Source organism: Oceanimonas sp. GK1 (genome assembly GCF_000243075.1).
GTDB lineage: Bacteria > Pseudomonadota > Gammaproteobacteria > Enterobacterales > Aeromonadaceae > Oceanimonas.
In genome coordinates this window covers 553,172-572,545 of the sequence record NC_016745.1, presented here as the reverse complement: position 1 = coordinate 572,545, position 19,374 = coordinate 553,172, and the positions used below count along the sequence as shown (strand labels likewise).

Annotated in this window: 20 protein-coding genes; 6 read left to right on the top strand and 14 right to left on the bottom strand. The window is 58.7% G+C overall.

The window, feature by feature from the left end; translation table 11 throughout:
- Positions 1-10: 10 nt before the first annotated feature.
- Genes GU3_RS02740 through slyA form a run of 3 tightly spaced genes read right to left on the bottom strand, consistent with a single transcriptional unit; the run spans position 11 to position 2,536 of the window.
- A complete protein-coding gene (locus tag GU3_RS02740) occupies positions 11-1,024 on the bottom strand; it encodes a DUF2955 domain-containing protein (protein ID WP_014291030.1) in 1,014 nt (337 codons plus the stop codon).
- Positions 1,025-1,037: 13 nt separating this feature from the next.
- Positions 1,038-2,087 carry an HlyD family secretion protein gene (locus GU3_RS02735; RefSeq protein WP_014291029.1) on the bottom strand — a complete coding sequence of 350 codons (1,050 nt, stop codon included), beginning with the start codon at positions 2,085-2,087 and terminating at the stop codon, positions 1,038-1,040.
- Entirely contained in the window at positions 2,084-2,536 is a 453-nt protein-coding gene (gene slyA / locus GU3_RS02730) for a transcriptional regulator SlyA (RefSeq protein WP_014291028.1), read from the bottom strand. The genes GU3_RS02735 and slyA overlap by 4 nt, the downstream gene beginning before the upstream one ends.
- A gap of 218 nt (positions 2,537-2,754) precedes the next feature.
- Between slyA and glnL the strand changes: the two genes are divergently transcribed.
- From glnL to add, 3 genes are read left to right on the top strand one after another with little or no spacing between them, the layout of a single operon-like run.
- Positions 2,755-3,804, top strand: coding sequence for a nitrogen regulation protein NR(II) (gene glnL, locus GU3_RS02725; protein ID WP_014291027.1), 1,050 nt, complete (start codon positions 2,755-2,757; stop codon positions 3,802-3,804).
- A 9-nt stretch (positions 3,805-3,813) separates the two neighbouring features.
- Positions 3,814-5,247, top strand: a complete 1,434-nt coding sequence (gene glnG, locus GU3_RS02720; protein ID WP_014291026.1) for a nitrogen regulation protein NR(I) — start codon at positions 3,814-3,816, stop codon at positions 5,245-5,247.
- A gap of 33 nt (positions 5,248-5,280) precedes the next feature.
- Complete coding sequence (gene add, locus GU3_RS02715) at positions 5,281-6,285, top strand: adenosine deaminase (RefSeq protein ID WP_014291025.1); 1,005 nt, start codon at positions 5,281-5,283, stop codon at positions 6,283-6,285.
- Between the two features lie 55 nt (positions 6,286-6,340).
- Here add and hemN read toward each other — a convergent pair whose 3' ends face one another.
- The 5 genes from hemN to GU3_RS02690 all read right to left on the bottom strand — a co-directional run bounded on the left by hemN (position 6,341) and on the right by GU3_RS02690 (position 10,040).
- A complete protein-coding gene (gene hemN, locus GU3_RS02710; RefSeq protein WP_014291024.1) occupies positions 6,341-7,708 on the bottom strand; it encodes an oxygen-independent coproporphyrinogen III oxidase in 1,368 nt (455 codons plus the stop codon).
- Positions 7,709-7,722: 14 nt separating this feature from the next.
- Positions 7,723-8,166, bottom strand: coding sequence for a DUF2489 domain-containing protein (locus GU3_RS02705; protein WP_193372545.1), 444 nt, complete (start codon positions 8,164-8,166; stop codon positions 7,723-7,725).
- Between the two features lie 11 nt (positions 8,167-8,177).
- Entirely contained in the window at positions 8,178-8,723 is a 546-nt protein-coding gene (gene yihI / locus GU3_RS02700; RefSeq protein WP_014291022.1) for a Der GTPase-activating protein YihI, read from the bottom strand.
- Positions 8,720-9,265, bottom strand: coding sequence for a class I SAM-dependent methyltransferase (locus GU3_RS02695; protein ID WP_237711164.1), 546 nt, complete (start codon positions 9,263-9,265; stop codon positions 8,720-8,722). Before GU3_RS02695 ends, yihI begins: the two co-directional genes overlap by 4 nt.
- Before the next feature lie 157 nt (positions 9,266-9,422).
- Positions 9,423-10,040 (bottom strand): cytochrome c, encoded by a 618-nt coding sequence (locus tag GU3_RS02690; RefSeq protein WP_014291020.1) that lies wholly within the window; start codon positions 10,038-10,040, stop codon positions 9,423-9,425.
- Positions 10,041-10,182: 142 nt separating this feature from the next.
- Between GU3_RS02690 and yihA the strand changes: the two genes are divergently transcribed.
- From yihA to rsuA, 3 genes are read left to right on the top strand one after another with little or no spacing between them, the layout of a single operon-like run.
- Complete coding sequence (gene yihA / locus GU3_RS02685) at positions 10,183-10,818, top strand: ribosome biogenesis GTP-binding protein YihA/YsxC (protein ID WP_014291019.1); 636 nt, start codon at positions 10,183-10,185, stop codon at positions 10,816-10,818.
- A 37-nt stretch (positions 10,819-10,855) separates the two neighbouring features.
- Complete coding sequence (locus GU3_RS02680; protein ID WP_148265840.1) at positions 10,856-11,512, top strand: GntR family transcriptional regulator; 657 nt, start codon at positions 10,856-10,858, stop codon at positions 11,510-11,512.
- A 16-nt stretch (positions 11,513-11,528) separates the two neighbouring features.
- On the top strand, positions 11,529-12,215 hold the full coding sequence (rsuA, locus tag GU3_RS02675; RefSeq protein ID WP_014291017.1) for a 16S rRNA pseudouridine(516) synthase RsuA: 687 nt from the start codon (positions 11,529-11,531) through the stop codon (positions 12,213-12,215).
- Positions 12,216-12,278: 63 nt separating this feature from the next.
- Here the strand turns inward: rsuA and GU3_RS02670 are convergent, their stop codons facing one another.
- From GU3_RS02670 to GU3_RS02645, 6 genes are all read right to left on the bottom strand, one after another.
- The gene (locus tag GU3_RS02670; protein ID WP_041542875.1) at positions 12,279-13,838 is read right to left on the bottom strand and encodes an L-serine ammonia-lyase, iron-sulfur-dependent, subunit alpha; all 1,560 of its coding nucleotides are present in this window, start codon (positions 13,836-13,838) and stop codon (positions 12,279-12,281) included.
- 27 nt (positions 13,839-13,865) lie between these two features.
- Positions 13,866-15,179, bottom strand: coding sequence for a TRAP transporter large permease subunit (locus GU3_RS02665; protein ID WP_041542872.1), 1,314 nt, complete (start codon positions 15,177-15,179; stop codon positions 13,866-13,868).
- Complete coding sequence (locus tag GU3_RS02660) at positions 15,172-15,648, bottom strand: TRAP transporter small permease subunit (protein WP_050899353.1); 477 nt, start codon at positions 15,646-15,648, stop codon at positions 15,172-15,174. The genes GU3_RS02665 and GU3_RS02660 overlap by 8 nt, the downstream gene beginning before the upstream one ends.
- A 147-nt stretch (positions 15,649-15,795) precedes the next feature.
- Complete coding sequence (gene dctP, locus GU3_RS02655) at positions 15,796-16,857, bottom strand: TRAP transporter substrate-binding protein DctP (protein WP_148265839.1); 1,062 nt, start codon at positions 16,855-16,857, stop codon at positions 15,796-15,798.
- Positions 16,858-17,003: 146 nt separating this feature from the next.
- Positions 17,004-18,488: an aldehyde dehydrogenase gene (locus tag GU3_RS02650; protein ID WP_014291012.1), complete on the bottom strand. Its 1,485-nt coding sequence runs from the start codon at positions 18,486-18,488 to the stop codon at positions 17,004-17,006.
- A gap of 10 nt (positions 18,489-18,498) precedes the next feature.
- Positions 18,499-19,374, bottom strand: coding sequence for a dihydrodipicolinate synthase family protein (locus tag GU3_RS02645; RefSeq protein WP_014291011.1), 876 nt, complete (start codon positions 19,372-19,374; stop codon positions 18,499-18,501).

The window sequence follows — 19,374 nt, the reverse complement described above, 5'->3', positions numbered from 1 at the left end:
AGCTTCCCGCTCAAAGAATCTGATGGCGAGTGGACGGAAACAGGTTGAGCAGCTTGTGCACCAGATACACGCAACACAGGGTGACCAGAATGGCCACCGTCATTGAGCTCATGCGGTAAAGGGCGCTGAACACCAGATCGTGCTCCGGCGACACATACTGGCCAAACAAGATGCCCACGGTCGTCAGGCCGGCGAAGCCCACCCCGGGCATGGGTTCCAGCGCATGCAGGCGGGCAAACACCATGGCGCAAATCCAGAACGCCAGCCCCAGCAGCAGCAGGTTGTGGTAGTGATCGTACAGCACCAGCTGGAACAACAGCCCCGCCGAACAGCCCAGCAGGGTGCCGATGCAGCGGGCCCGGCCCGACACCAGGGCACCGGCGAAACTCATGGGAAACAGCACCAGCACGGTGGCCACCTGGGCCGACAGCGAGTCCACCAGATCCACCGTCTGAAACACCACAAAACTGAGGGTGGCGACGATGGCGCCCAGCAGGGTCTGGTGGCGCAGCACATGGTCGCTTTTCTCCGGCAGCGCCCGGGCCACCGGCGGCTCACGGTTGGGCAACAGGGCATAGAGCAGCGCCGCCGCCGCCACCGACAGGCAGGACGCCACCAGGTTGCTGGCGGCCATGTCCGCCAGGTGATACTGGGGATAGCTGGCAAAGTGCAGCATGATGCTGAGGCTGACGCAGCCACTGGCGCCAAACAGCATCAGCGGCCCTTTCGCCATCAGGTAAAACCGCCACAGAAACAGCACAAACACCACCACCGTGTAGGCCGGCGGCCAGTGCCCGAGCAGGCCCGGCAGCAGCATCACCTCCAGCGAAGTCAGCACCGATGAGCCGATAAACTGCAGCACCACAAAGCGGTTGAGCACCGGCACCATGCCCAGCAGCAGCATGGGATACACGGTAAAAAACACCCCCATCTGCCAGTCCATCACCTTGGCAGTGAGCATGCCGGCGGTACTGCCCAGGGCAATGCGCAGGCAGCCGCGCAGTCTGTCGTCGGTAAAGGTCATGGCCGTGGGCTCATCAATAGAGATAACGGAACTGGCTCACCAGCCACAGCTGAGCCCGACCCAGCCCATGCAGCCAGCGGCCGGCCTCGGGAAACAGCTGCACCGTGGCCCGGGCACCGGTGGCCAGGGCCGGCACCGGCTCGTCGAGGGTGATATGCACCCTGAGTCGCTGGGCGTCCCGCACCCAGCGATCGGAATGCTCCGGCTGCACCAACTGACCATCGGCCGGCTGCTGGCCCTGACGCACACCACTGTCGATGCTGCTCACATGGCCCTTGAATATGTGCCCCGGCAGGGCGTCGAACACCACCCCGGCGTCGGTCGCCGTGGTCACGTGGCGCAGGCTTTTTTCCCGCAGATCCGCAAGCACCGTCAGCTCGCTGGTGATCAGCGCCAGCAGGGGTTCGCCGGCCCGGGCCTGAGTGCCTTCCTGCAACTGCAGATTGCCGATGCGCCCGGCCACTTCGGCCCTCACCCGGGTGCGCTGCAGCGCCAGCCGGGCCTGCTCAACGGCATTGCTGGCCTGCTGGTACGAAAGCGTTGATGCCGCCCGCGTTTGGTCGGCTTCCTGCTGCCGGGCTTCCACCGCCTGCAGGGCACTGTGGGCCTGTTGCGCCTGGTTGCGGGCCTGCTCCGCCTGCTGCACCGACATGTGGCCCAGACGATGCAGCCGCTCCAGGCGCGCCGCTTCCCGGGCCAATTCTTCGGCTTTCAGGCGGGCCTGGGCGGCCTCCGCCTGGACGGCCTGCAGCGCCGCCTGCTGGCGCTCCATCTCGGCGGCGGCCAGTTGTTGCTGCAATTCGGCCCGGGCCAGCGCCAGCCGGTAATCGGTGTCGTCCAGTTCAAACAGCAGCTCGCCCGCTGCCACCCGCTGATCATTGGTGACCGCCACCCGGGCCACCTGACCCGCCACTCTGGGGGCCACCGCCAGCACCGGCCGGTGCGCCTGGGCCTGGGGCGTCATGGGGGCGTAATTGTCGATCAGCACGAAATACACCAGCAGCACGCCAAAAGCGACCAGGGCCAGGCGCACCCAGCGACTGAAACTCTGCTCCGCGCTCATCGTTCGCCCTCTTTGCCATCGCCCAGTTGGGCGCTCATTTTCTGTAGGTTGGCACCGATATGACGCACCATGCGTTCCAGCTCGGCCAGCTCCGTTTCACTGAGCCCTTCCAGCACCTGCTGCCGGGTCTGATCCAGCACGGCGTCCATTTCCGACAGCAGCGGCTGTACCGCCGGGGTCAGGTGCACCGTTTTGCCCCGGCGATCGTTGGCGCAGGGCCGGCGTTCGACCAGCCCCAGCTGCTCCAGGCCGTCGAGGGTGCGCACCAGCGACGGACTTTCCACCCCTACCCGGCGCGCCAGCCGGTGTTGCTGAATGCCGTCTTCCTGCTTGAGATGGCTCAGGGTGATCCAGCGGCTCTGGGTCAGCCCCAGGGGTTTGAGGCGCTCATCGTTGATCAGCCGCCACTGCCGCACCAGGGTGGCCAGCGCCATGCCCAATGTTTTCATGTTGCCCTCCACTTTTAGTTAGCTAGCTAATTATATTCTCGCTACTAATATTAAGTAAAGGATTGCGGTCTGACAGGCAAGATTCTTGCAGAGGTCATCATCAGGCCTCGGGCTTCAGTAAAAGCACAAAGACTTGCACCATGATGTGGCAATTTACGGGGTTAGGGTTACACTGATTGCACTATATTGGTGCAACTGTCCATGAGGGGACGTCACACGTGAAAAGCCGGATCAACATTCAGACCATCATCGACAGTCAGCTCACGGCCGTACTGGTGGTGGACGGCGACCTGGTGGTGCACTTTGCCAACACCGCCGCCGAACAATTGCTGACCCTGAGCAAGCGCCGGCTGCAGGATGCCCGGCTGGATCAGGTGGTGGAAGACATCTCCCTCGACATGCGCCGCATTCAGCGCTGCATCGAGCTGGAGCAGGGCTTTACCAACAGCGAGGTGCAGGTGGTGATCGACGGCCTGCCCCGCTGGGTAGACGTGAGCGTCACCGCCTTTACCCTGGAAAAACGCACCCTGGCGCTGATGGAGCTCAGGCTTATCGACCAGCAAAAGAAGATCAGCCAGGAGCTGCAGCAACGGGCCCAGCAACAGGCGGCCCGGGAGCTGGTGCGCGGCCTGGCCCACGAGATCAAGAATCCCCTCGGCGGCCTGCGCGGTGCGGCCCAACTGCTGGAACGGGAGCTGGAAAAGGAAGAGCTGAAGGAATTCACCCATCTCATCATCGCCCAGGCCGACCGGCTGCGTAATCTGGTGGACCGGCTGCTCGGCCCCCAGCGCCCGGGCCAGCGGGAGGTGATCAACCTGCACTCGGTGCTGGAGCAGGTACGCCGGCTGGTGAGCATGGACATCCCCCCCGGCATCAGCCTGAACCGGGACTACGATCCCAGCATTCCCGATCTGGAAATGGATCCGGAACAGCTGCAGCAGGCCTTTCTCAACGTGGTGCGCAACGCGGTGGAGGTACTGGGCGATCACGGCCATATCACCATTCGTACCCGCACCGCCTTTCAGGTGATGCTGCAGGGCAAGCGCTACCGGCTGGCGGCCGAAGTGCGCATTATCGATGACGGCCCGGGCATTCCCGCCGCCCTGCACGACACCCTGTTCTACCCCATGGTCACCGGCCGGGAGGGCGGCACCGGCCTTGGGCTGTCCATTGCCCAGGAGCTGATCCACCAGCACCAGGGTCGCATCGAGTGCCAGAGCCGCCCGGGCCATACCGAATTCATTGTTTATCTGCCGCTACGACGATAGGAGCACTTTATGGCTGAACTGATTTGGGTCGTCGACGACGACAGCTCCATTCGCTGGGTACTGGAACGGGCCCTGGCCCAGGCCGGCTTTCGCTGCCGCAGCTTTGAAGACGGCGAAAGCGTGCTTCACGCCCTCACCGAGGCGCGCCCCGCCGTGGTGATCTCCGACATTCGCATGGGCGGCATGGACGGCCTGACCCTGCTGGGCGCCATTCACCAGCGGGTGCCCGAGCTGCCGGTGATCATCATGACCGCCCACTCGGATCTCGACAGCGCGGTCAGCGCCTACCAGCGCGGCGCCTTTGAATACCTGCCCAAGCCCTTTGACATCGACGACGCCGTGGCCCTGGTGCAGCGGGCCGTGGCCTTTGTCAAGGAAAGCCGGCGCAAGGCCCCGGGCGAGCAGCAGGAAGCGGTGCGCACACCGGAGATCATCGGTGAAGCGCCGGCCATGCAGGAAGTATTCCGCGCCATCGGCCGGCTGGCCCGTTCCTCCATTTCGGTGCTGATCAACGGCCAGAGCGGTACCGGCAAGGAGCTGGTGGCCCACGCCCTGCACAAGCACAGCCCGCGGGCCCAGCAGCCCTTTATCGCCCTTAACATGGCGGCCATTCCCAAGGATCTGATCGAGTCGGAACTGTTCGGCCACGAAAAGGGCGCCTTTACCGGTGCTAACAATGTGCGTCGGGGCCGCTTTGAACAGGCCGACGGCGGCACCCTGTTTCTCGACGAAATCGGCGACATGCCGCTGGACATTCAGACCCGGCTGCTGCGGGTGCTGGCCGACGGCCAGTTTTACCGGGTGGGCGGCCATCAGCCCATCAAGGTGGACGTGCGTATCATCGCCGCCACGCATCAGGATCTGGAAAAGAAGGTCACCGACGGCGACTTTCGCGAAGACTTGTTCCACCGCCTCAACGTCATTCGCATTCATATGCCGGCGCTCAAGGAGCGGCGGGAAGACATTCCCAAGCTGGCCCGTCATTTTCTGGGGCTGGCCGCCCGGGAGCTGAGCGTGGACGTCAAGACCCTGCATCCCGACACTCAAGCCCTGCTACAGTCCCTGCCCTGGCCTGGCAACGTGCGCCAGCTGGAAAACGTCTGCCGCTGGCTGACGGTGATGGCCTCGGGCCAGGAAGTGCTGGTCTCCGACCTGCCCCCCGAGCTGCTGAAGCGGGAACCCGAGTCCGAGCCGGCCGCTACCGGCCAGCCCTCAGACTGGCGTCGAGCGCTGAAAAGCTGGGCCAGCGACGAGCTGGCCCGGGGGCGCAAGGATCTGCTGGCCGAGGCCCTGCCCGAGTTTGAGCGCATTCTGCTCGACTGCGCCCTGACCCAGAGTCAGGGTCACAAGCAGGAAGCCGCCCGGCTGCTGGGCTGGGGCCGCAACACCCTGACCCGCAAACTAAAGGAACTGCAGCCGGAAGAATCGGCCACAAAAGAGTAAGCTTTACGGTGCCATCTTTCAACGGGAGCTTTCATGATCGACCCCAGCCTGCCCCTGCTCGACCTGCACCGCCATCTGGACGGCAACATTCGACCGGCCACCATACTGGAGCTGGGCCGGGCCTTTCATCTGGCCCTGCCCGCCGAGAATCTGAGCGAACTGCTGCCCCATATACGAGTGCAGGACAACACCCCGGACCTGCTGTCCTTTCTCGCCCGGCTCGACTGGGGCGTCAGGGTGCTGGGCAATTATGACGCCTGCCGCCGGGTGGCCTATGAAAACGTGGAAGATCTGCTGCAGGCCGGCATCGACTACGCCGAGCTGCGCTTCAGCCCGGGCTACATGGCCATGAACCATGAGCTTGAACCGGAAGGAGTGGTGGAAGCGGTGCTCGACGGCGTGGCCGCCGGCAGCCGCGACTTCGGTGTGCCGGTCAAACTCATCGGCATCATGAGCCGCACCTTTGGCGAAGCCGCCTGTGAACAAGAGCTGAATGCCTGCCTGGCCTACCGCCACAGGCTGGTGGCCATGGATCTGGCCGGGGACGAAGCCGGCTTTCCCGGCGAGCGGTTCACCGGGCATTTTCGCCGGGTGCGGGAAGCGGGGCTGGCGGTGACCGTGCATGCCGGCGAGGCCGCCGGCAGCGCCAGTGTCTGGCAGGCGGTGCGGGAGCTGGGCGCCGTGCGCATCGGCCACGGCGTGCGGGCGGTGGAAGACGAGCGCCTGCTCGATTACCTGGCCGAACACCACATCGGCATCGAGTCCTGCCTGACCTCCAACCTGCAGACCAGCACGGTGACCGACCTTCGCCGGCACCCGGTGCACCGCTTTCTGGAAAAAGGGATTCCCGTTTGCCTGAACACCGACGATCCGGCGGTGCAGGGCATGGAGCTGCGCCACGAATACACCGGCGCCGCCGAGGCCGCCGGCCTCACGCCGCAGCAAACGCGCCAGTGCCAGGAAAACGCCCTTAACATGGCCTTTATCAGCTCACAGGAGCGGGCGGCCCTGCTGCTGGCCTGCGCCGAGCGGGAGTGACTGAATCGGGGACTGGGAAATGATAAACCGAGTCCCTGCTCCCCAGTCCCTTAAATCAAATCACCCGTGAAAACTGCTGGCGGCGGGCCTGCTGGCGCGAATGCACATCAAAGCACATGCAGATGTTGCGGATCAGCAGCCGCCCCTTGAGCGTCACGCTGATGCGATCCGCTTCCCGGATCACCAGCCCGTCGTCCACAAAGGTTTGCAACAGCTCGAAATCCTCGGCGAAGTAGTCGTTGAAGACGATGCCGTATTGCTGCTCAAGGGGCGCGAAGTCCAGCTCAAAGTTACAGATCAGGGTCTTGATCAGATCCCGGCGCAAGCAGTCATCCTCGTTCAGGGCATAGCCCACGGTCTGGGCATGACCCAGTTCGTCGAGCTGAGCGTAATACTCTTTTAGATCCTTGTGGTTCTGGGAGTAGGCATCGCCGATCATGCTGATGGAAGACACGCCCAGCCCCAGCAAATCGCACTCCCCCTGGGTGGTGTAGCCCTGAAAGTTGCGGTGCAGCTCGCCGTGGCGCTGGGCCACCGCCAGGCTGTCGTCGGGCAGGGCAAAATGATCCATGCCGATAAACTGGTAACCCTGGCCGGTGAGGTAGCCAATGCTGTCCTGCAGCATGGCCAGCTTCACCGCCGGCGCCGGCATGTCTTCGTCCTTCAGCTTGCGCTGGGCGGAGAAACGGCTGGGCAGGTGGGCATAGTTGAACACCGACAGCCGGGCCGGCTTCATGGCCACCACCTGCTCCAGGGTATGGTGAAAGCTTTCCTGGGTCTGCAGCGGCAGGCCGTAGATCAGGTCCAGGTTGGTGGAAACAAAGCCAAGCTCATTGGCCCGGGCCACCAGCGCCTTGATAAAGTCGTTGTCCTGCTCCCGGTTAACGACCTTCTGCACGTCCTTGTTGAAGTCCTGCACACCCAGACTGATGCGGTTGAAGCCTTCCGCCTTCAGCACCTCAAGCAGCTCCAGCTCAATGCGGCGGGGATCGATCTCGATGCTGAATTCCCCCTCGGCGGCAAAGTGGAAATGCCGGCGCAGCAGGCCGTTCAGCCGCTGAATTTGCGGTGCAGTCAGAAAGGTGGGGGTGCCGCCGCCCCAGTGCAGCTGGGTGACGGTGCGGCCGGCAAAGCGTGGCGCCATGGCCTCGATTTCCCGCTCCAGGTAGTCCAGGTAGATGTCGGCCTTGCCCTGATGGCGCGTGATCACCTTGTTGCAGCCACAGTAGTAGCAGAGCTTGTGGCAGAAGGGAATGTGCACATAGAGCGACAGCGGACGCTCGGGGTAGCGGGCGGCAGCGGCGTCAAACTCGGCCATGCCGAAGTCGCCGGTGAACTCGAGGGCGGTAGGATAAGAGGTATACCGCGGCCCCGAGTAATTGTATTTTTCGATGAGGGTCTGATCCCACTCAATCGCTGACATTGTCTCCTCCCCGGTCAGCGACCGGGCAGTTCCAGACTAACCAGGCGCTCGACCTCAATTTTGATGGTGGCTTCCAGCTCGCCTTCATGGCCGGCCCGTTCCAGGTCCAGACGCATGAGTTCGTTGCGTTTCAGCTGCTTGCGGGCGTCGTGAGTCGGCATTTCTTTCACTCTGTCATAGAGATCGTAGAGGCCAGGATAGTCGACGGCAAAGTTTCTGGGCTGGTCGAACTGCAGGGCATTCAGCAGATTGGTCAGGCGGATGGCCCCTTCCGACAGATTGCACTGATCGTCGCGCACCGCCTGGGCAATGACCCGCACACTTTCCAGAATACGGTCGTTGCGTTTGGCAATGGCCTGTTGCCGGTGTTGTGTCTGCCGGCGCAGTTTCGCCAGCAGCATGCCCGCATAGACGGCCAGACCCACTATGATGACGCCGCCCACCAGGGCGGCCATCAGCCAGGGGGAGATCATGACTTGTCTTCCTCGTCACGGTATTGAGCAGGATCAAGCTCGGCATCCATAAAGCGATCCCAGAGATCGTCGCCGGGCTCCTCGTCGTCGTCTTCATCCAGCAGGCCAAGCTGTTCCAGCAGTTGCTGATGGCGGGCCAGGGTGCGGTCGAGCCAGACCTTGTCGGCCTTATCCAGCTTGTCGCCCGCTTCCACCCGGTCGAGCAGGGTATTGAGGCGCTCGTCGTTTTCGAGCTGCTCCAGTTCCTGTTCGGGGGTCAGCGCTTTCTTCACCACCGGTTTGACCCGGGGCACGGCAGCCACATCACGGTCCGCGTCTTCCTGCACCAGGGCCACGGGCTTGCGGGAACCCAGCCGCGGATCCTTCGCCGCTTTTTGCTCTTTACCGCCCTGGTTGCCGCCGCCCACATTGTGGCGGGAACCGGGGGTCAGGCCCTTGCGTCTGGCCTTGCGCTTGCGTTCCCTGCCCTGCTCGGCGGTTTCCCGATTTTCCTTGCGGGCACCGATGCGACCCGGGGTACGGGCCTTCTTGATACGTGTCATAACGACTCCGGTTTGTGCAGAAGAATGACATCGGCACCGATAAATTCGATGCCGAGCCCGTCCCGTGCTGCCAGCCAGCGAAAGGTCTCGCGGCTGAAAAAGCAGACATGGGTGGGATCCTGTTTGTAGTGCCAGGTGGCAAAAGCCGCCTGATCCCGGGCCAGCTTGGTCATCAGTCCCAGCCAGCCACCGGGCCTGAGCATGGCCAGCAAGCGCCGCCATTCCCGCCCGGGAAAATAAAAATGCTCAATCGCCTCGGTACAGGTTACAAAATCGTACTGGCGCTGCAACCGCTCGGGATAATTTGCATAGTAAGGGTCATAGGTGGTGACCGCAAAACCGGCCTCGTTCAGCATAGCCGCCAATGCCGGCCCGGGACCGCAACCAAAATCCAGCCCACTGCTTCCCGGTGCCAGCCGGGCCGTTAACGGTCCGGCCAGGCGATGCAGAAACCGCCGGTAGCCCGCATCCTCAGTGTCATTCTGATGCAGATCATACTCGGCTTTTTCCGCCTCGGCAGCCAGCCGCTGCCCGGGCTCCACAAAGATCAACCCGCATTGCCCGCAACGTTGGTAACGGCGGCAATCCTGGTGAAACAGTGCATGATCGGGGCAGTCGCAGAGCGGACAACAGAAGGAGGGCGAAAAAGAGGACATCAACAAACCGGGTTAAGCGGGGGGCAAGGCCCCCCTTGAGCTATCAGTGCAGGCCGGCCACGTACTGGGACAGCACGGCAATGTCGTCGTCGCTCAGCTTGGTGGCGATGTCACGCATCATGCCGTTGGGATCGTTGTTGCGCTCGCCGCTGCGGAACATTTCCAGCTGAGCCTTGATGTAGGCCGGATGCTGACCGCTCAGGCTGGGGAACTTGGCGGACTCAAGCCCTTCGCCCCGCGGGCCGTGACAGGCGATACAGGCGGTGATGCCACGCTCGATGTCGCCACCCTGATACAGGGCCGCGCCGCGCTCGACCACGTCGTCGGCAACCGGTACCGGCGTGATGGCCTGGCTGGCGTAGTAGGCGGCCAGATCGGCCATGTCCTGCTCAGACAACGGCATGGCCATGCCGCCCATGATGGCGTTGGCGCGGCCGGTGCCACCGGTGGCGGCGGCCTTGAACTCGGCCAGCTGCTTTTCAATGTAGGAAGCGTGCTGTCCGGCAATTTTGGGGTACATGTCGGTCGGGCTGTTACCGTCGCTGCCGTGACAGGCAACACAGGTGGCGGATTTGGCCTTACCGGCTTCAACATCACCCTGGGCCTGTGCGGTACCGGCCACTCCGAGCATTAAGGCTAGCGTGAAAACAATTTTTTTCATGACGTTCCGACTTCTCGTTGTTAGAGCTTCCAGATCACATACCTGCAAGGGCATGTTACAATGCGATTTAAAAAACCGCACTATTCTACACAATTTTGCCGGAAAGTAATCAGGGCGGCTTCATAACCTCGGGGAATTCACATTGAACAACAACAAGATAAACTTTAACGCCGCCCACTTTATTACCAGTGCGCCCAACATACGGCAGATGCCCGCCGACACCGGAGTGGAGATCGCCTTTGCCGGCCGCTCCAACGCCGGCAAATCCTCGGCGCTGAACACCATTACCCAGCAGAAATCCCTGGCCCGCACCAGTAAAACCCCGGGCCGCACCCAGCTTATCAACGTGTTCGAGCTGAGCGAGGGCAAGCGCCTGATCGACCTGCCCGGCTATGGCTATGCCAAGGTGCCGGAAGAAATGAAGCTGAAATGGCAGGAGGCGCTGTCGGAATACCTGCAGCAGCGCACCAGCCTCAAGGGGCTGGTGGTGCTGATGGACATTCGCCATCCGCTGAAAGACATTGACCAGCAGCTGCTGCAATGGGCCAGCGACTGTGAGCTGCCGGTACTGGCGCTGCTCACCAAGTGCGACAAGCTTAAATCCGGCGCCCGCAAGGCCGAAGTGCTGCGGGTGCGCGAGGCGGTGGCCATCTTTGGCGGCAACATTCGGGTCGAGGCGTTCAGCTCACTCAAGGGGCTGGGGGTGGATCAGGCCAAGGAAGTGCTGACCGAGTGGCTGTTGCAGGATACTCAAGATAGCAGCTCTGAGAGCGATTAAACCATGCCCACACATTCCACTTTTGTCAGACGATCACATGCATAAGACCCGAACTCAATTTGTAGCCGACGCCATCAGAAACAAGATTCTGAAGGGAGAGATAAAAGGTGGCTCAGCTCTGCGTCAGGATGCCCTAGCCAAAGAATTCGATGTCAGTCGGATCCCAGTTCGAGAGGCACTGCTGACCCTGGAAGCTGAAGGGTTGGTGGAATTCGAGGCCCACAAGGGCGCCTATGCTACCGAGCTCTCGGCCCCCAAAATTCTGGAGTTGTTTGAACTGCGGGTCTTGCTGGAATGCCATATTCTGGCGGAAGCCATTCCGAAAATGACTCGAGAGCAACTGGACAATGCCGAATCCCTGTTACTGGAGCTGGATCATCTTCTGGACACTTCAAGCCAGATCGATCACTGGAGCGATCATAACTTCGCCTTTCACAAGGCACTGTATGAAGCCGCCGATAAACCAGAAACCATGGCTCTGATCACTCATCTGAACACCCAGTCGGATCGTTATATCCGTATTCATTTACTGCATGCCGCAGGCATCAAGAAAGCCGAGGCCGAGCACAGGGAACTGCTGGAGCTATGTCGTAATGGCGACATTACTGCCGCCTGCGACCTGCTGCGACGCCACATTCTGGCTGCGGCCGAAGATATCGTTGCGCTCCTGCATCAACAACAGCAGGCTCGCTGATAACATGAGAGGTCCAATGCGTCTCGACAGATTTCTTTCGGAAGCCAGCGGCCTTACCCGCTCCCTCGCCAAAAAGGCATTATCACGGGGTGAGATCACAGTAGATGGCAATGTAGTTAAAAAGGGCGATATAAAAATTGCCCACCAGCAGGTGTGCTGGGAAGGGCGCTACCTCGGCCTGCAGCCGCCCCGCTACATTATGCTGCACAAGCCCCAGGGCTATATCAGTGCTACCAAGGAAGAAGTGCACCCCTGCGTGCTGCAACTGCTGCCTGCCGAGTGGGCCGCCGGTCTGCAGTGTGCCGGCCGACTCGATGTGGATACCATGGGCCTACTGCTGCTGACTGACGATGGAAAGTGGTCGCACCGCCTGCGTTCGCCGAAAAAAGCCTGTAACAAGGTCTACCGGGTCGACCTAGCCGAGCCGCTGACAGATGATGTTGTCGAGCGCTTCGCCGAGGGCGTGAAGCTGCACGGCGAAGACAAGGCTACCCTGCCAGCCACTCTGGAAGTGCTCACCCCCACTCGTGTACTACTGACCATACAGGAAGGTAAATACCACCAGGTGAAACGGATGTTTGCCGCCGTCGGCAACCATGTCATAGGCCTGCACCGGCTGCAAATCGGGGAAATAGTGCTGGATAACAGCCTGGCCCCGGGCGAGTGGCGACACCTAACCGCAGAAGAAATCGCCAGTATATAAGTATCAATTGATAAAAATGGCGCGTGTTAGCGCCATTTTTATTCACAATACCCGATAGCTGACTCAGCAGCATTTAAACTGCTTCAATCGCTGCTCCACCTTTTTAGAGCTTTCAGTGATGGATAGTCCCCCCAGGGCGGTGCAACGCAATTCATGCGCAATACTCTTGCCCACATCGAACATGGTTCTTACGACCTCATCGTAAGTAACAACCGGATCATAATCAGCCAGCGCCATATTGGCACAAGACAACGCATTAGAAGCAGCCATCACATTACGACCCAGACAAGGAGCCTCCACACGGTTAGCAATAGGATCACAGATCATGCCCAGAGAGTTTTGCAATGCTAGCGAGGCAGCGGTAATCGCCTGCCGAAGGCTGCCGCCCGCCAACGTGACCAGGCCGGCCGCCGCCATCGACGATCCAGCGCCACACTCTGCCTGACAGCCTCCAACTTCGGCAGAGAAGGATGAATGCTCGGAAATAAAGATGCCGATAACACCGGCTGCCAGCATAGCCTTGACCACTGCATCCTCCGACTTGCCCATTACCTTTGCTGCGCCGATCAGACTGCCGGGCAAAGCACCACAGGAGCCGGCGGTCGGCGCCGCGACGATAACGCCTAATGAGCTTTTCACTTCCATCATGGCGCTCACGTACATGACTATGGTATTGAGCAAACCACCATTCAGCAGGTTACCACTCTCCATACTGTTTCTAAACCCGACCGACTGACATGGCAGTATACGGTCTTCATAATAGGTGCCTTTCAGTCCGAGTTGAATGGAATGATCCATCACCCTTACAATGTCACGCATTTTCTGCATGACCTGCTCGGCAGAAATATTTCCTCGCATACTTTCATAACGTACTGCCAGTTCCCAGAGCTGCAACTGTTCTCTTTCTCCCAACTCGAGCAGTTCGTCACAGTAGGTAAAAGGTACTTCAATATTTTTGCGTGACAGCACAGGCAATACTGGCTTTAAATAACGCACAAAATCGACATTGGCATGATTCTTTATTTTCTCGATATCCTGCTCTGAAAATGCGGTGCTGCTCTTTATCTCAATAAAGCATCTTTGCTGCTGGTGATACTCCATAAAGTCAAAGTTAAGCGATGCAGGCAGTGCCTGCTCAAGCACCTGACAACTTTGGCCATAAACAAGCAACTCGTGAAAGTCGCCATTTATCTCGACGCAGGCACCATCTATCTCCTGTACCTCAATCATGCCGCCACCGGTCGAGATCGCCATCATGGTATGAAAAAAAGCATCATTTGAAACCACAAAACGGTAGGTGTTGGGATGCTGAGCATCATAGTCAATGTAATTGACTTTTATATTGATACCCGATGCTTCCACACTCTTTCGATATTCTGGCATCCTCTCGTCATTGGCCTGCCAGCCTAATATCCCACCATATAAACCCATGTCGGCACCCTGGCTTTCATGAGTTGTCACCAAGGAACCATTAGGATCATAATCAATTATGACGTCTTTGATATCGCCATCAATTAAGTCTCGTAGCAACAAACCTATCCTGCATGCTGCTGCACTATGAGAGCTGGAGGGACCACGCATGACCGGGCCAATAACGTCATTAAAAATACTTGAAACAGCCATAATCAACCTCTTCTGAATTCAATAATTTCAATTAGATATCAAACTCGGTAGGTAGGTAGCCGCCATTGGAAACATAACCACCGACAGCAAGACAAGCAATTGCAAAATAACGAAGGGCATTACTCCCTGATACATGTGCCTGTAGGTCATGTCCTCCGGTGCTATAGACTTCAGATAAAAAATCGACGGAGCCATCGGTGGAGTAAGATAAGAGGTCTGAATCACCACCATAAACATCACAGCAAACCAAATGGGATCGATGCCGGCCGTTTTGATCAGCGGCGTAAAGATAGGCACAAAGATCAGCACAATTGAGATCCAGTCCAGCACGAAGCCGGCCAGAAAGATAACCGCCATCAGGATAAAGGTAAGTTGATAAACACCAATATCCAGGCTGTTAATCACATCGACTATCATCCAGCTGCCACCGGAGACCGCAAAGATACTGGTAAACATGGTACCGCCGACCACAATCATCATGATCATGGCGGTGATCTGTATGGTCGTCTTCAGAGCACCAACAAAACTGGGCCAGGACAACTCACGGAAGACCAAAGCCACCAGTGCTGCACCGGCGGCGCCCACCGCAGCGGCTTCTGTCGGCGATGCTATGCCCAGCAGCAGGGAGCCCAGCACCGAGCTGATCAGCAACAGCGGCGGCAGGATGGCCTTGGCGGTAATCAGCAGCTTCTCGGACAGGGCCACCTCCTGCTCCAGGATCACCGCCGGCCCCAAATCCTTCTTGAAACGGCAGGCAACCAACATATAGACCATGAAAAAAACCACCATCATGATCCCAGGTATCAGGCTGGCCGCAAACAGCTGGCCGATCGACAGCTGGGCCATGGAGGCGTAAACCACCACCACAATGGAAGGCGGAATGATGGTACCGAGCGAACCGCCGGCACAGACGGTGCCCGCCATCAGCCCCTTGTTGTATTTGTACTTCGCCATGGCGGGCAGGGCCATCATGCCCACCACGATTTCCACCGCTCCCACCACCCCCGAGGCGGCGGCAAAGATGGCGCACATCACTATAGTCGACAGTGCCAAGCCACCGGGAAGGCGGCCAAACCACAACTGCAGGGCCTGAAACAACCTGAGTGCCAGGCCCGTTTTCTCCAAGATAGCCCCCATTAAAATAAATAACGGAATGGACGACAGCGTAAAGTTTGATGCGGTATGCAGTATTGCACCATAAAGCTGACTAAACAGCAGTTCGCCAAAGGTGAAAAACCCGAAGATTACCGAGGTGACTATCAATGACATAGCCACGGGGATACCGAGAAACACGAATATAAACAGGATGATAAACATCCATAATGGAATTAATTCAGCCATGGCTCACTTCATCCTTAGTAACCGACTCGCCCGGGGTTTTAATCCCCTTTAAATATCTGAAACCGTCTATATATACCTGTAGGGTAAACGCCGCCAAACCAATGGTGATGGCACCATAGAACGGCCAAACAAGGGGAGACCAGGGACTGACACTTTCTACCTCACCCGTAACCCATGCACTGATGGCTTTCTCTCCAGCGACATAGCTCAGAAAGAAAAATGACGGCCCAATCAAGAGCAAATAAAAAAACAGGTTTATATACTGTTGGTATCGCAAGGAAAGTTTCGAAGAAAGAAAATCAATTCTTACATGCGCTTCTACCTTAAGCGAGTATGCACTCGCCAGTAAAAACAAGGCACCATTTAGCATATAAGATATATCAAATGACCATAATGTCGGCGCACCAAATACGTAGCGGGAGACCACTTCATACAGTATGGACAGCACCAGCGCCACCACCATGGCCATGGAAATCCTTGCCAGATAATCGGAGAGACTATCGAGCCGAGCTAAAAAAGCATTCATAGGTTATACCCCATTAATAAATGGCACCCCAGGGCGCCATTTATCACTTTCAGACAATGCTCATCACCAGAAATGACAAGCCAGGATGGCTCAGTCCCTTACCAGGACGGATGAATTTCGCGCCCAGCGGTTCTGGTAATCCTGATAGTCCTTGAGCAGCCCCTGCATCTTCTTGTTGCCTTGCTCTGCCTGCTCCCTGGCTTGCTCCTGCATCCATTGGTGACCGTATTCCCGCACCTGTGCGATGACCTCCTGGTCCAGGGTAATCACCTGGGTGCCGTATTCCTTGTATTTGTCCATGGCCTGCATATCTTCATGGGCGAAATGCAGATAAGACTCCAGGGTGGTCAGGCGGGCAGCATCTTCGATGCGCCCCTGCAGCTCGGGAGACAGGGCATCCCAGGTTTCCTGTTTGACAAAGAACTCCCATACAAAGGTCGGCTGATGAATGCCCGGAGTGATGATGTAGGGCGCAACCTCATGGAATCCCTCCATGATATTTGAACCCGGGGTCGCCCATTCCACCGCATCGACCCCCTTGCGTTGCAGCAGCGTATAAATCTCTCCGGGAGGCACGACCGTGGGCACCCCCTTCAGGTAGTTCTTCAATACCCCGGCCCAGGCGCCGGAGGTCCGGTATTTGAGATTTTCAAAATCGGCGATGCTGTTAATCGGTTTATTGGCATGCGCCAGTATTTCCGATGTACCCAGCCCAACTACCATGGTATGCAGGCCCATGGTTTCCTGCCGGTACTGCTGCAGGCTTTCCAACCCGCTCCCCTCATACAGCCAGGTAATGGTGGCCTCGGGCGACATGCCGCCCGGAAAACCGGCGAAAATGGCATTGGCCGGATCCTGGTTGACCAGATAAGACGGGGTTGAATGTCCTGCTTCTACAATACCATCCTGAACCGCTTCATATACCTGAAATGCCGGTACCACAACACCGGCACCGAAGGTTCTCAACTTTAATTCCCCTTCTGTATATACTTTTAGATGCTCACTGAAACGTTGCAGGAAGTTATTGTAGAAAAAAGATCCTTCAGGGACAGATGTTGGGACCTTCCAAATTACTTCTTTAGCCGCTGAAATAGGTGCTACAAAAATAGCGCAGGCAGCAAAAATTGCACCACAAGAGCTGGCGAGTTTCATTTTCATCTCCTTTGAAAAATTAACACTCCCCCATTCATGGGAGTAAACACCAACGCCGAAGAAAGAGAATATTTATTTTATTCGGCACAGCTTCATGAAAATATGACGCCAGACAAACTGCTAGCGCCATATCATCATTAATTCATTCAGGCCTGGTTATACCAGATAGTTTTCTTTTGCAGATATTGCTCCATGGCCTCCAGGCCATTGTCTCTACCGCCAAAACCGGACTGACCGTAGCCGCCGAAGGGGGTGGTAATATCACCTTCGCTGAAGCAGTTGATGGAAACGGTGCCCGCCCTCAGGGCCCGGGAAACCCGGTGGGCCCGCCCGATATTGCTGGTATAGAGGGAGGCGGCCAGACCATACTGGGTCTGGTTTGCCAGGGACACTGCCTCTTCTTCGCTGGTGAATTCGGTTACCGCCAGTACCGGACCAAAGACCTCGTCCCGGAACAGGGTCATGTCGGGCCGGACATCATCGAAAATGGTCGGCTCCACAAACAGGCCGGCACCAAGGTCGGGGGTATTGCCGCCGTAACGCAATCGGGCACCCTGCTCTCTGGCCTGCTCAACCATGGCCTTCACCTTGCTGAAGTGCACCGGCTCTACCATGGGGCCGACCATGGTGTCTGAATCCTTGGGATCACCCAGCTTCCAGCCGGACAAACGAGAACACAGCTTGTCCAGCAGCGGTTCCTTCATGCCCTTCTGCACCAGCAGGCGGGATCCGCAACTGCAGTTTTCACCCATATTCCAAAAGGCCGCCGCCAGCACATCGTCGACGATGGCATCCAGGTCTTCCACGTCATCGAACACCAGCTGCGGGCTCTTGCCACCACATTCCAGCACCACTTCTTTCAGGTTGCTCTGAGCCGAGTACTGCAGAAACAGACGGCCAACCTCGGTTGAACCGGTGAAAGACACCATATCCACATCCGGATGCAGGCCCAGCGGCATACCGGTCTGCTCACCCAGACCGGTTACCAGCTGCAGCACTCCCTCCGGAATCCCCGCCTGATGGGCCAGCTGCACCATGCGCCAGGCGCTCAGGGAGGTCTGTTCGGCCGGTTTCACTATCACCGAGTTACCGGTCACCAGAGCCGGCCCCACCTTCCAGGCGAACATCTGCGCCGGAAAGTTCCACGGCAGCACGGCAGCTACCACACCGATGGGCTCGTTGACCACCAGCCCCAAGGTGTCATCCCCGGTCGGTGCTACCTTGCCGAACACCTTGTCTACCGCTTCTGCGTACCAGGCCAGGGTATTGATGGTTTCCGGAATGTCGGTATTCAGGCATTCGGTGATCGGCTTGCCGCCATCGACACAATCCAGTGCCGCCAGCTCTTCCTGATGTTGCTCCAGCAGCGCGATCCAGGCCTGCATCCGTTGCTTGCGCTCGGCCGGGGCCAGCTTGCGCCACTCGCCCCGCTCGAAGCTGGTCCGAGCGGCAGCCACCGCCAGGTTCACCTGCGCTTCGGTACAGGCTTCAACCTGACCAATAACCGATTCATCAAAGGGATCCCGGGTCTCCAGGGTCTGATTGCCGGGGGTATAGCCAACGATAATGGCCTCGGCCCGCAGTTCTCCCTGCCTGGCCCTGGCAAAGACGTTTTGCACTTGTACTGACATGTCTGTCTCCTTATTTCAGCGCCTGGGTCAGCAGAGCCAGAAAGTCCTCTTCATCCTGCTGGCTCACCGGGTACAGGGGCGCCCTGACCGGACCCACCGGATAACCGATATGGCCACAGCCCAGCTTCGCTTTCTGGTTATAACCACCGGATTCCATGTTCTGCAGCACGGGCAGAATACGGGCCATGATGCTCCTTACCTGCTGCCAGTCGCCGGCCTTGGCCGCTTCGATCATGTTGACGTGATCGGCGGCCAGATAGTTGGCGCCACCACCGATCCAGGAGCGGGCGCCCCAGAACAGGTAATCGGCTCCCTGGTCATCGGAGCCACAGACCACTTCAAAGTCTTCCAGCCCCAGGTTGAGCAGGGTGACAGCACGGGTGAAATCGCCACTGCTTTCCTTGATGCCAACAATATTGGGATCCCTGGCCAGTACCTTGACCGCCTCGATGCCAATCTCCACGCCGGAGCGGGCCGGGAAGTTGTACATGATGATGGGCATGTCCACTTCACGGCTCACGGTCTGGTAATGGGCGATAATTTCGTCCTGCTCCGGCAGACAATAGATGGGGGGAGCCAGCATCAGCGCCTGATAGCCCAGCTCCTTCGCCTCCTGCGCCTTGGCAATGGATCCCGCCGAGTGGGTGTCATTGACACCGGCGACCAGCAGCGCCTTGTCACCCACTTCCCTGGCGATAAAGGCCATCAGCTCACGGCGCTCGGCCTGGCTCAGGGCGTAATACTCGCCAGTGGTGCCGCAGGCGACGATACCAGTAACGCCGGCGTCCAGTTGGTGGGCCAGCAGCGCCGCCAGCGCCGGGTAATCGATCTGACCGTTCTGAGCGAACGGAGTAACAACCGGAACCATTACACCTTCAATTTTCAT

Excerpts from the sequence above, each read along its gene's own strand:
- GU3_RS02740 (WP_014291030.1), bottom strand. The coding sequence starts at position 1,024 with ATGACCTTTACCGACGACAGACTGCGCGGCTGCCTGCGCATTGCCCTG.
- GU3_RS02735 (WP_014291029.1), bottom strand. The coding sequence starts at position 2,087 with ATGAGCGCGGAGCAGAGTTTCAGTCGCTGGGTGCGCCTGGCCCTGGTC.
- slyA (WP_014291028.1), bottom strand. The coding sequence starts at position 2,536 with ATGAAAACATTGGGCATGGCGCTGGCCACCCTGGTGCGGCAGTGGCGG.
- glnG (WP_014291026.1), top strand. The coding sequence starts at position 3,814 with ATGGCTGAACTGATTTGGGTCGTCGACGACGACAGCTCCATTCGCTGG.
- add (WP_014291025.1), top strand. The coding sequence starts at position 5,281 with ATGATCGACCCCAGCCTGCCCCTGCTCGACCTGCACCGCCATCTGGAC.
- hemN (WP_014291024.1), bottom strand. The coding sequence starts at position 7,708 with ATGTCAGCGATTGAGTGGGATCAGACCCTCATCGAAAAATACAATTAC.
- yihI (WP_014291022.1), bottom strand. The coding sequence starts at position 8,723 with ATGACACGTATCAAGAAGGCCCGTACCCCGGGTCGCATCGGTGCCCGC.
- GU3_RS02690 (WP_014291020.1), bottom strand. The coding sequence starts at position 10,040 with ATGAAAAAAATTGTTTTCACGCTAGCCTTAATGCTCGGAGTGGCCGGT.
- GU3_RS02680 (WP_148265840.1), top strand. The coding sequence starts at position 10,856 with ATGCATAAGACCCGAACTCAATTTGTAGCCGACGCCATCAGAAACAAG.
- rsuA (WP_014291017.1), top strand. The coding sequence starts at position 11,529 with ATGCGTCTCGACAGATTTCTTTCGGAAGCCAGCGGCCTTACCCGCTCC.
- GU3_RS02670 (WP_041542875.1), bottom strand. The coding sequence starts at position 13,838 with ATGGCTGTTTCAAGTATTTTTAATGACGTTATTGGCCCGGTCATGCGT.
- GU3_RS02665 (WP_041542872.1), bottom strand. The coding sequence starts at position 15,179 with ATGGCTGAATTAATTCCATTATGGATGTTTATCATCCTGTTTATATTC.
- GU3_RS02660 (WP_050899353.1), bottom strand. The coding sequence starts at position 15,648 with ATGGCCATGGTGGTGGCGCTGGTGCTGTCCATACTGTATGAAGTGGTC.
- dctP (WP_148265839.1), bottom strand. The coding sequence starts at position 16,857 with ATGAAACTCGCCAGCTCTTGTGGTGCAATTTTTGCTGCCTGCGCTATT.
- GU3_RS02650 (WP_014291012.1), bottom strand. The coding sequence starts at position 18,488 with ATGTCAGTACAAGTGCAAAACGTCTTTGCCAGGGCCAGGCAGGGAGAA.
- GU3_RS02645 (WP_014291011.1), bottom strand. The coding sequence starts at position 19,374 with ATGAAAATTGAAGGTGTAATGGTTCCGGTTGTTACTCCGTTCGCTCAG.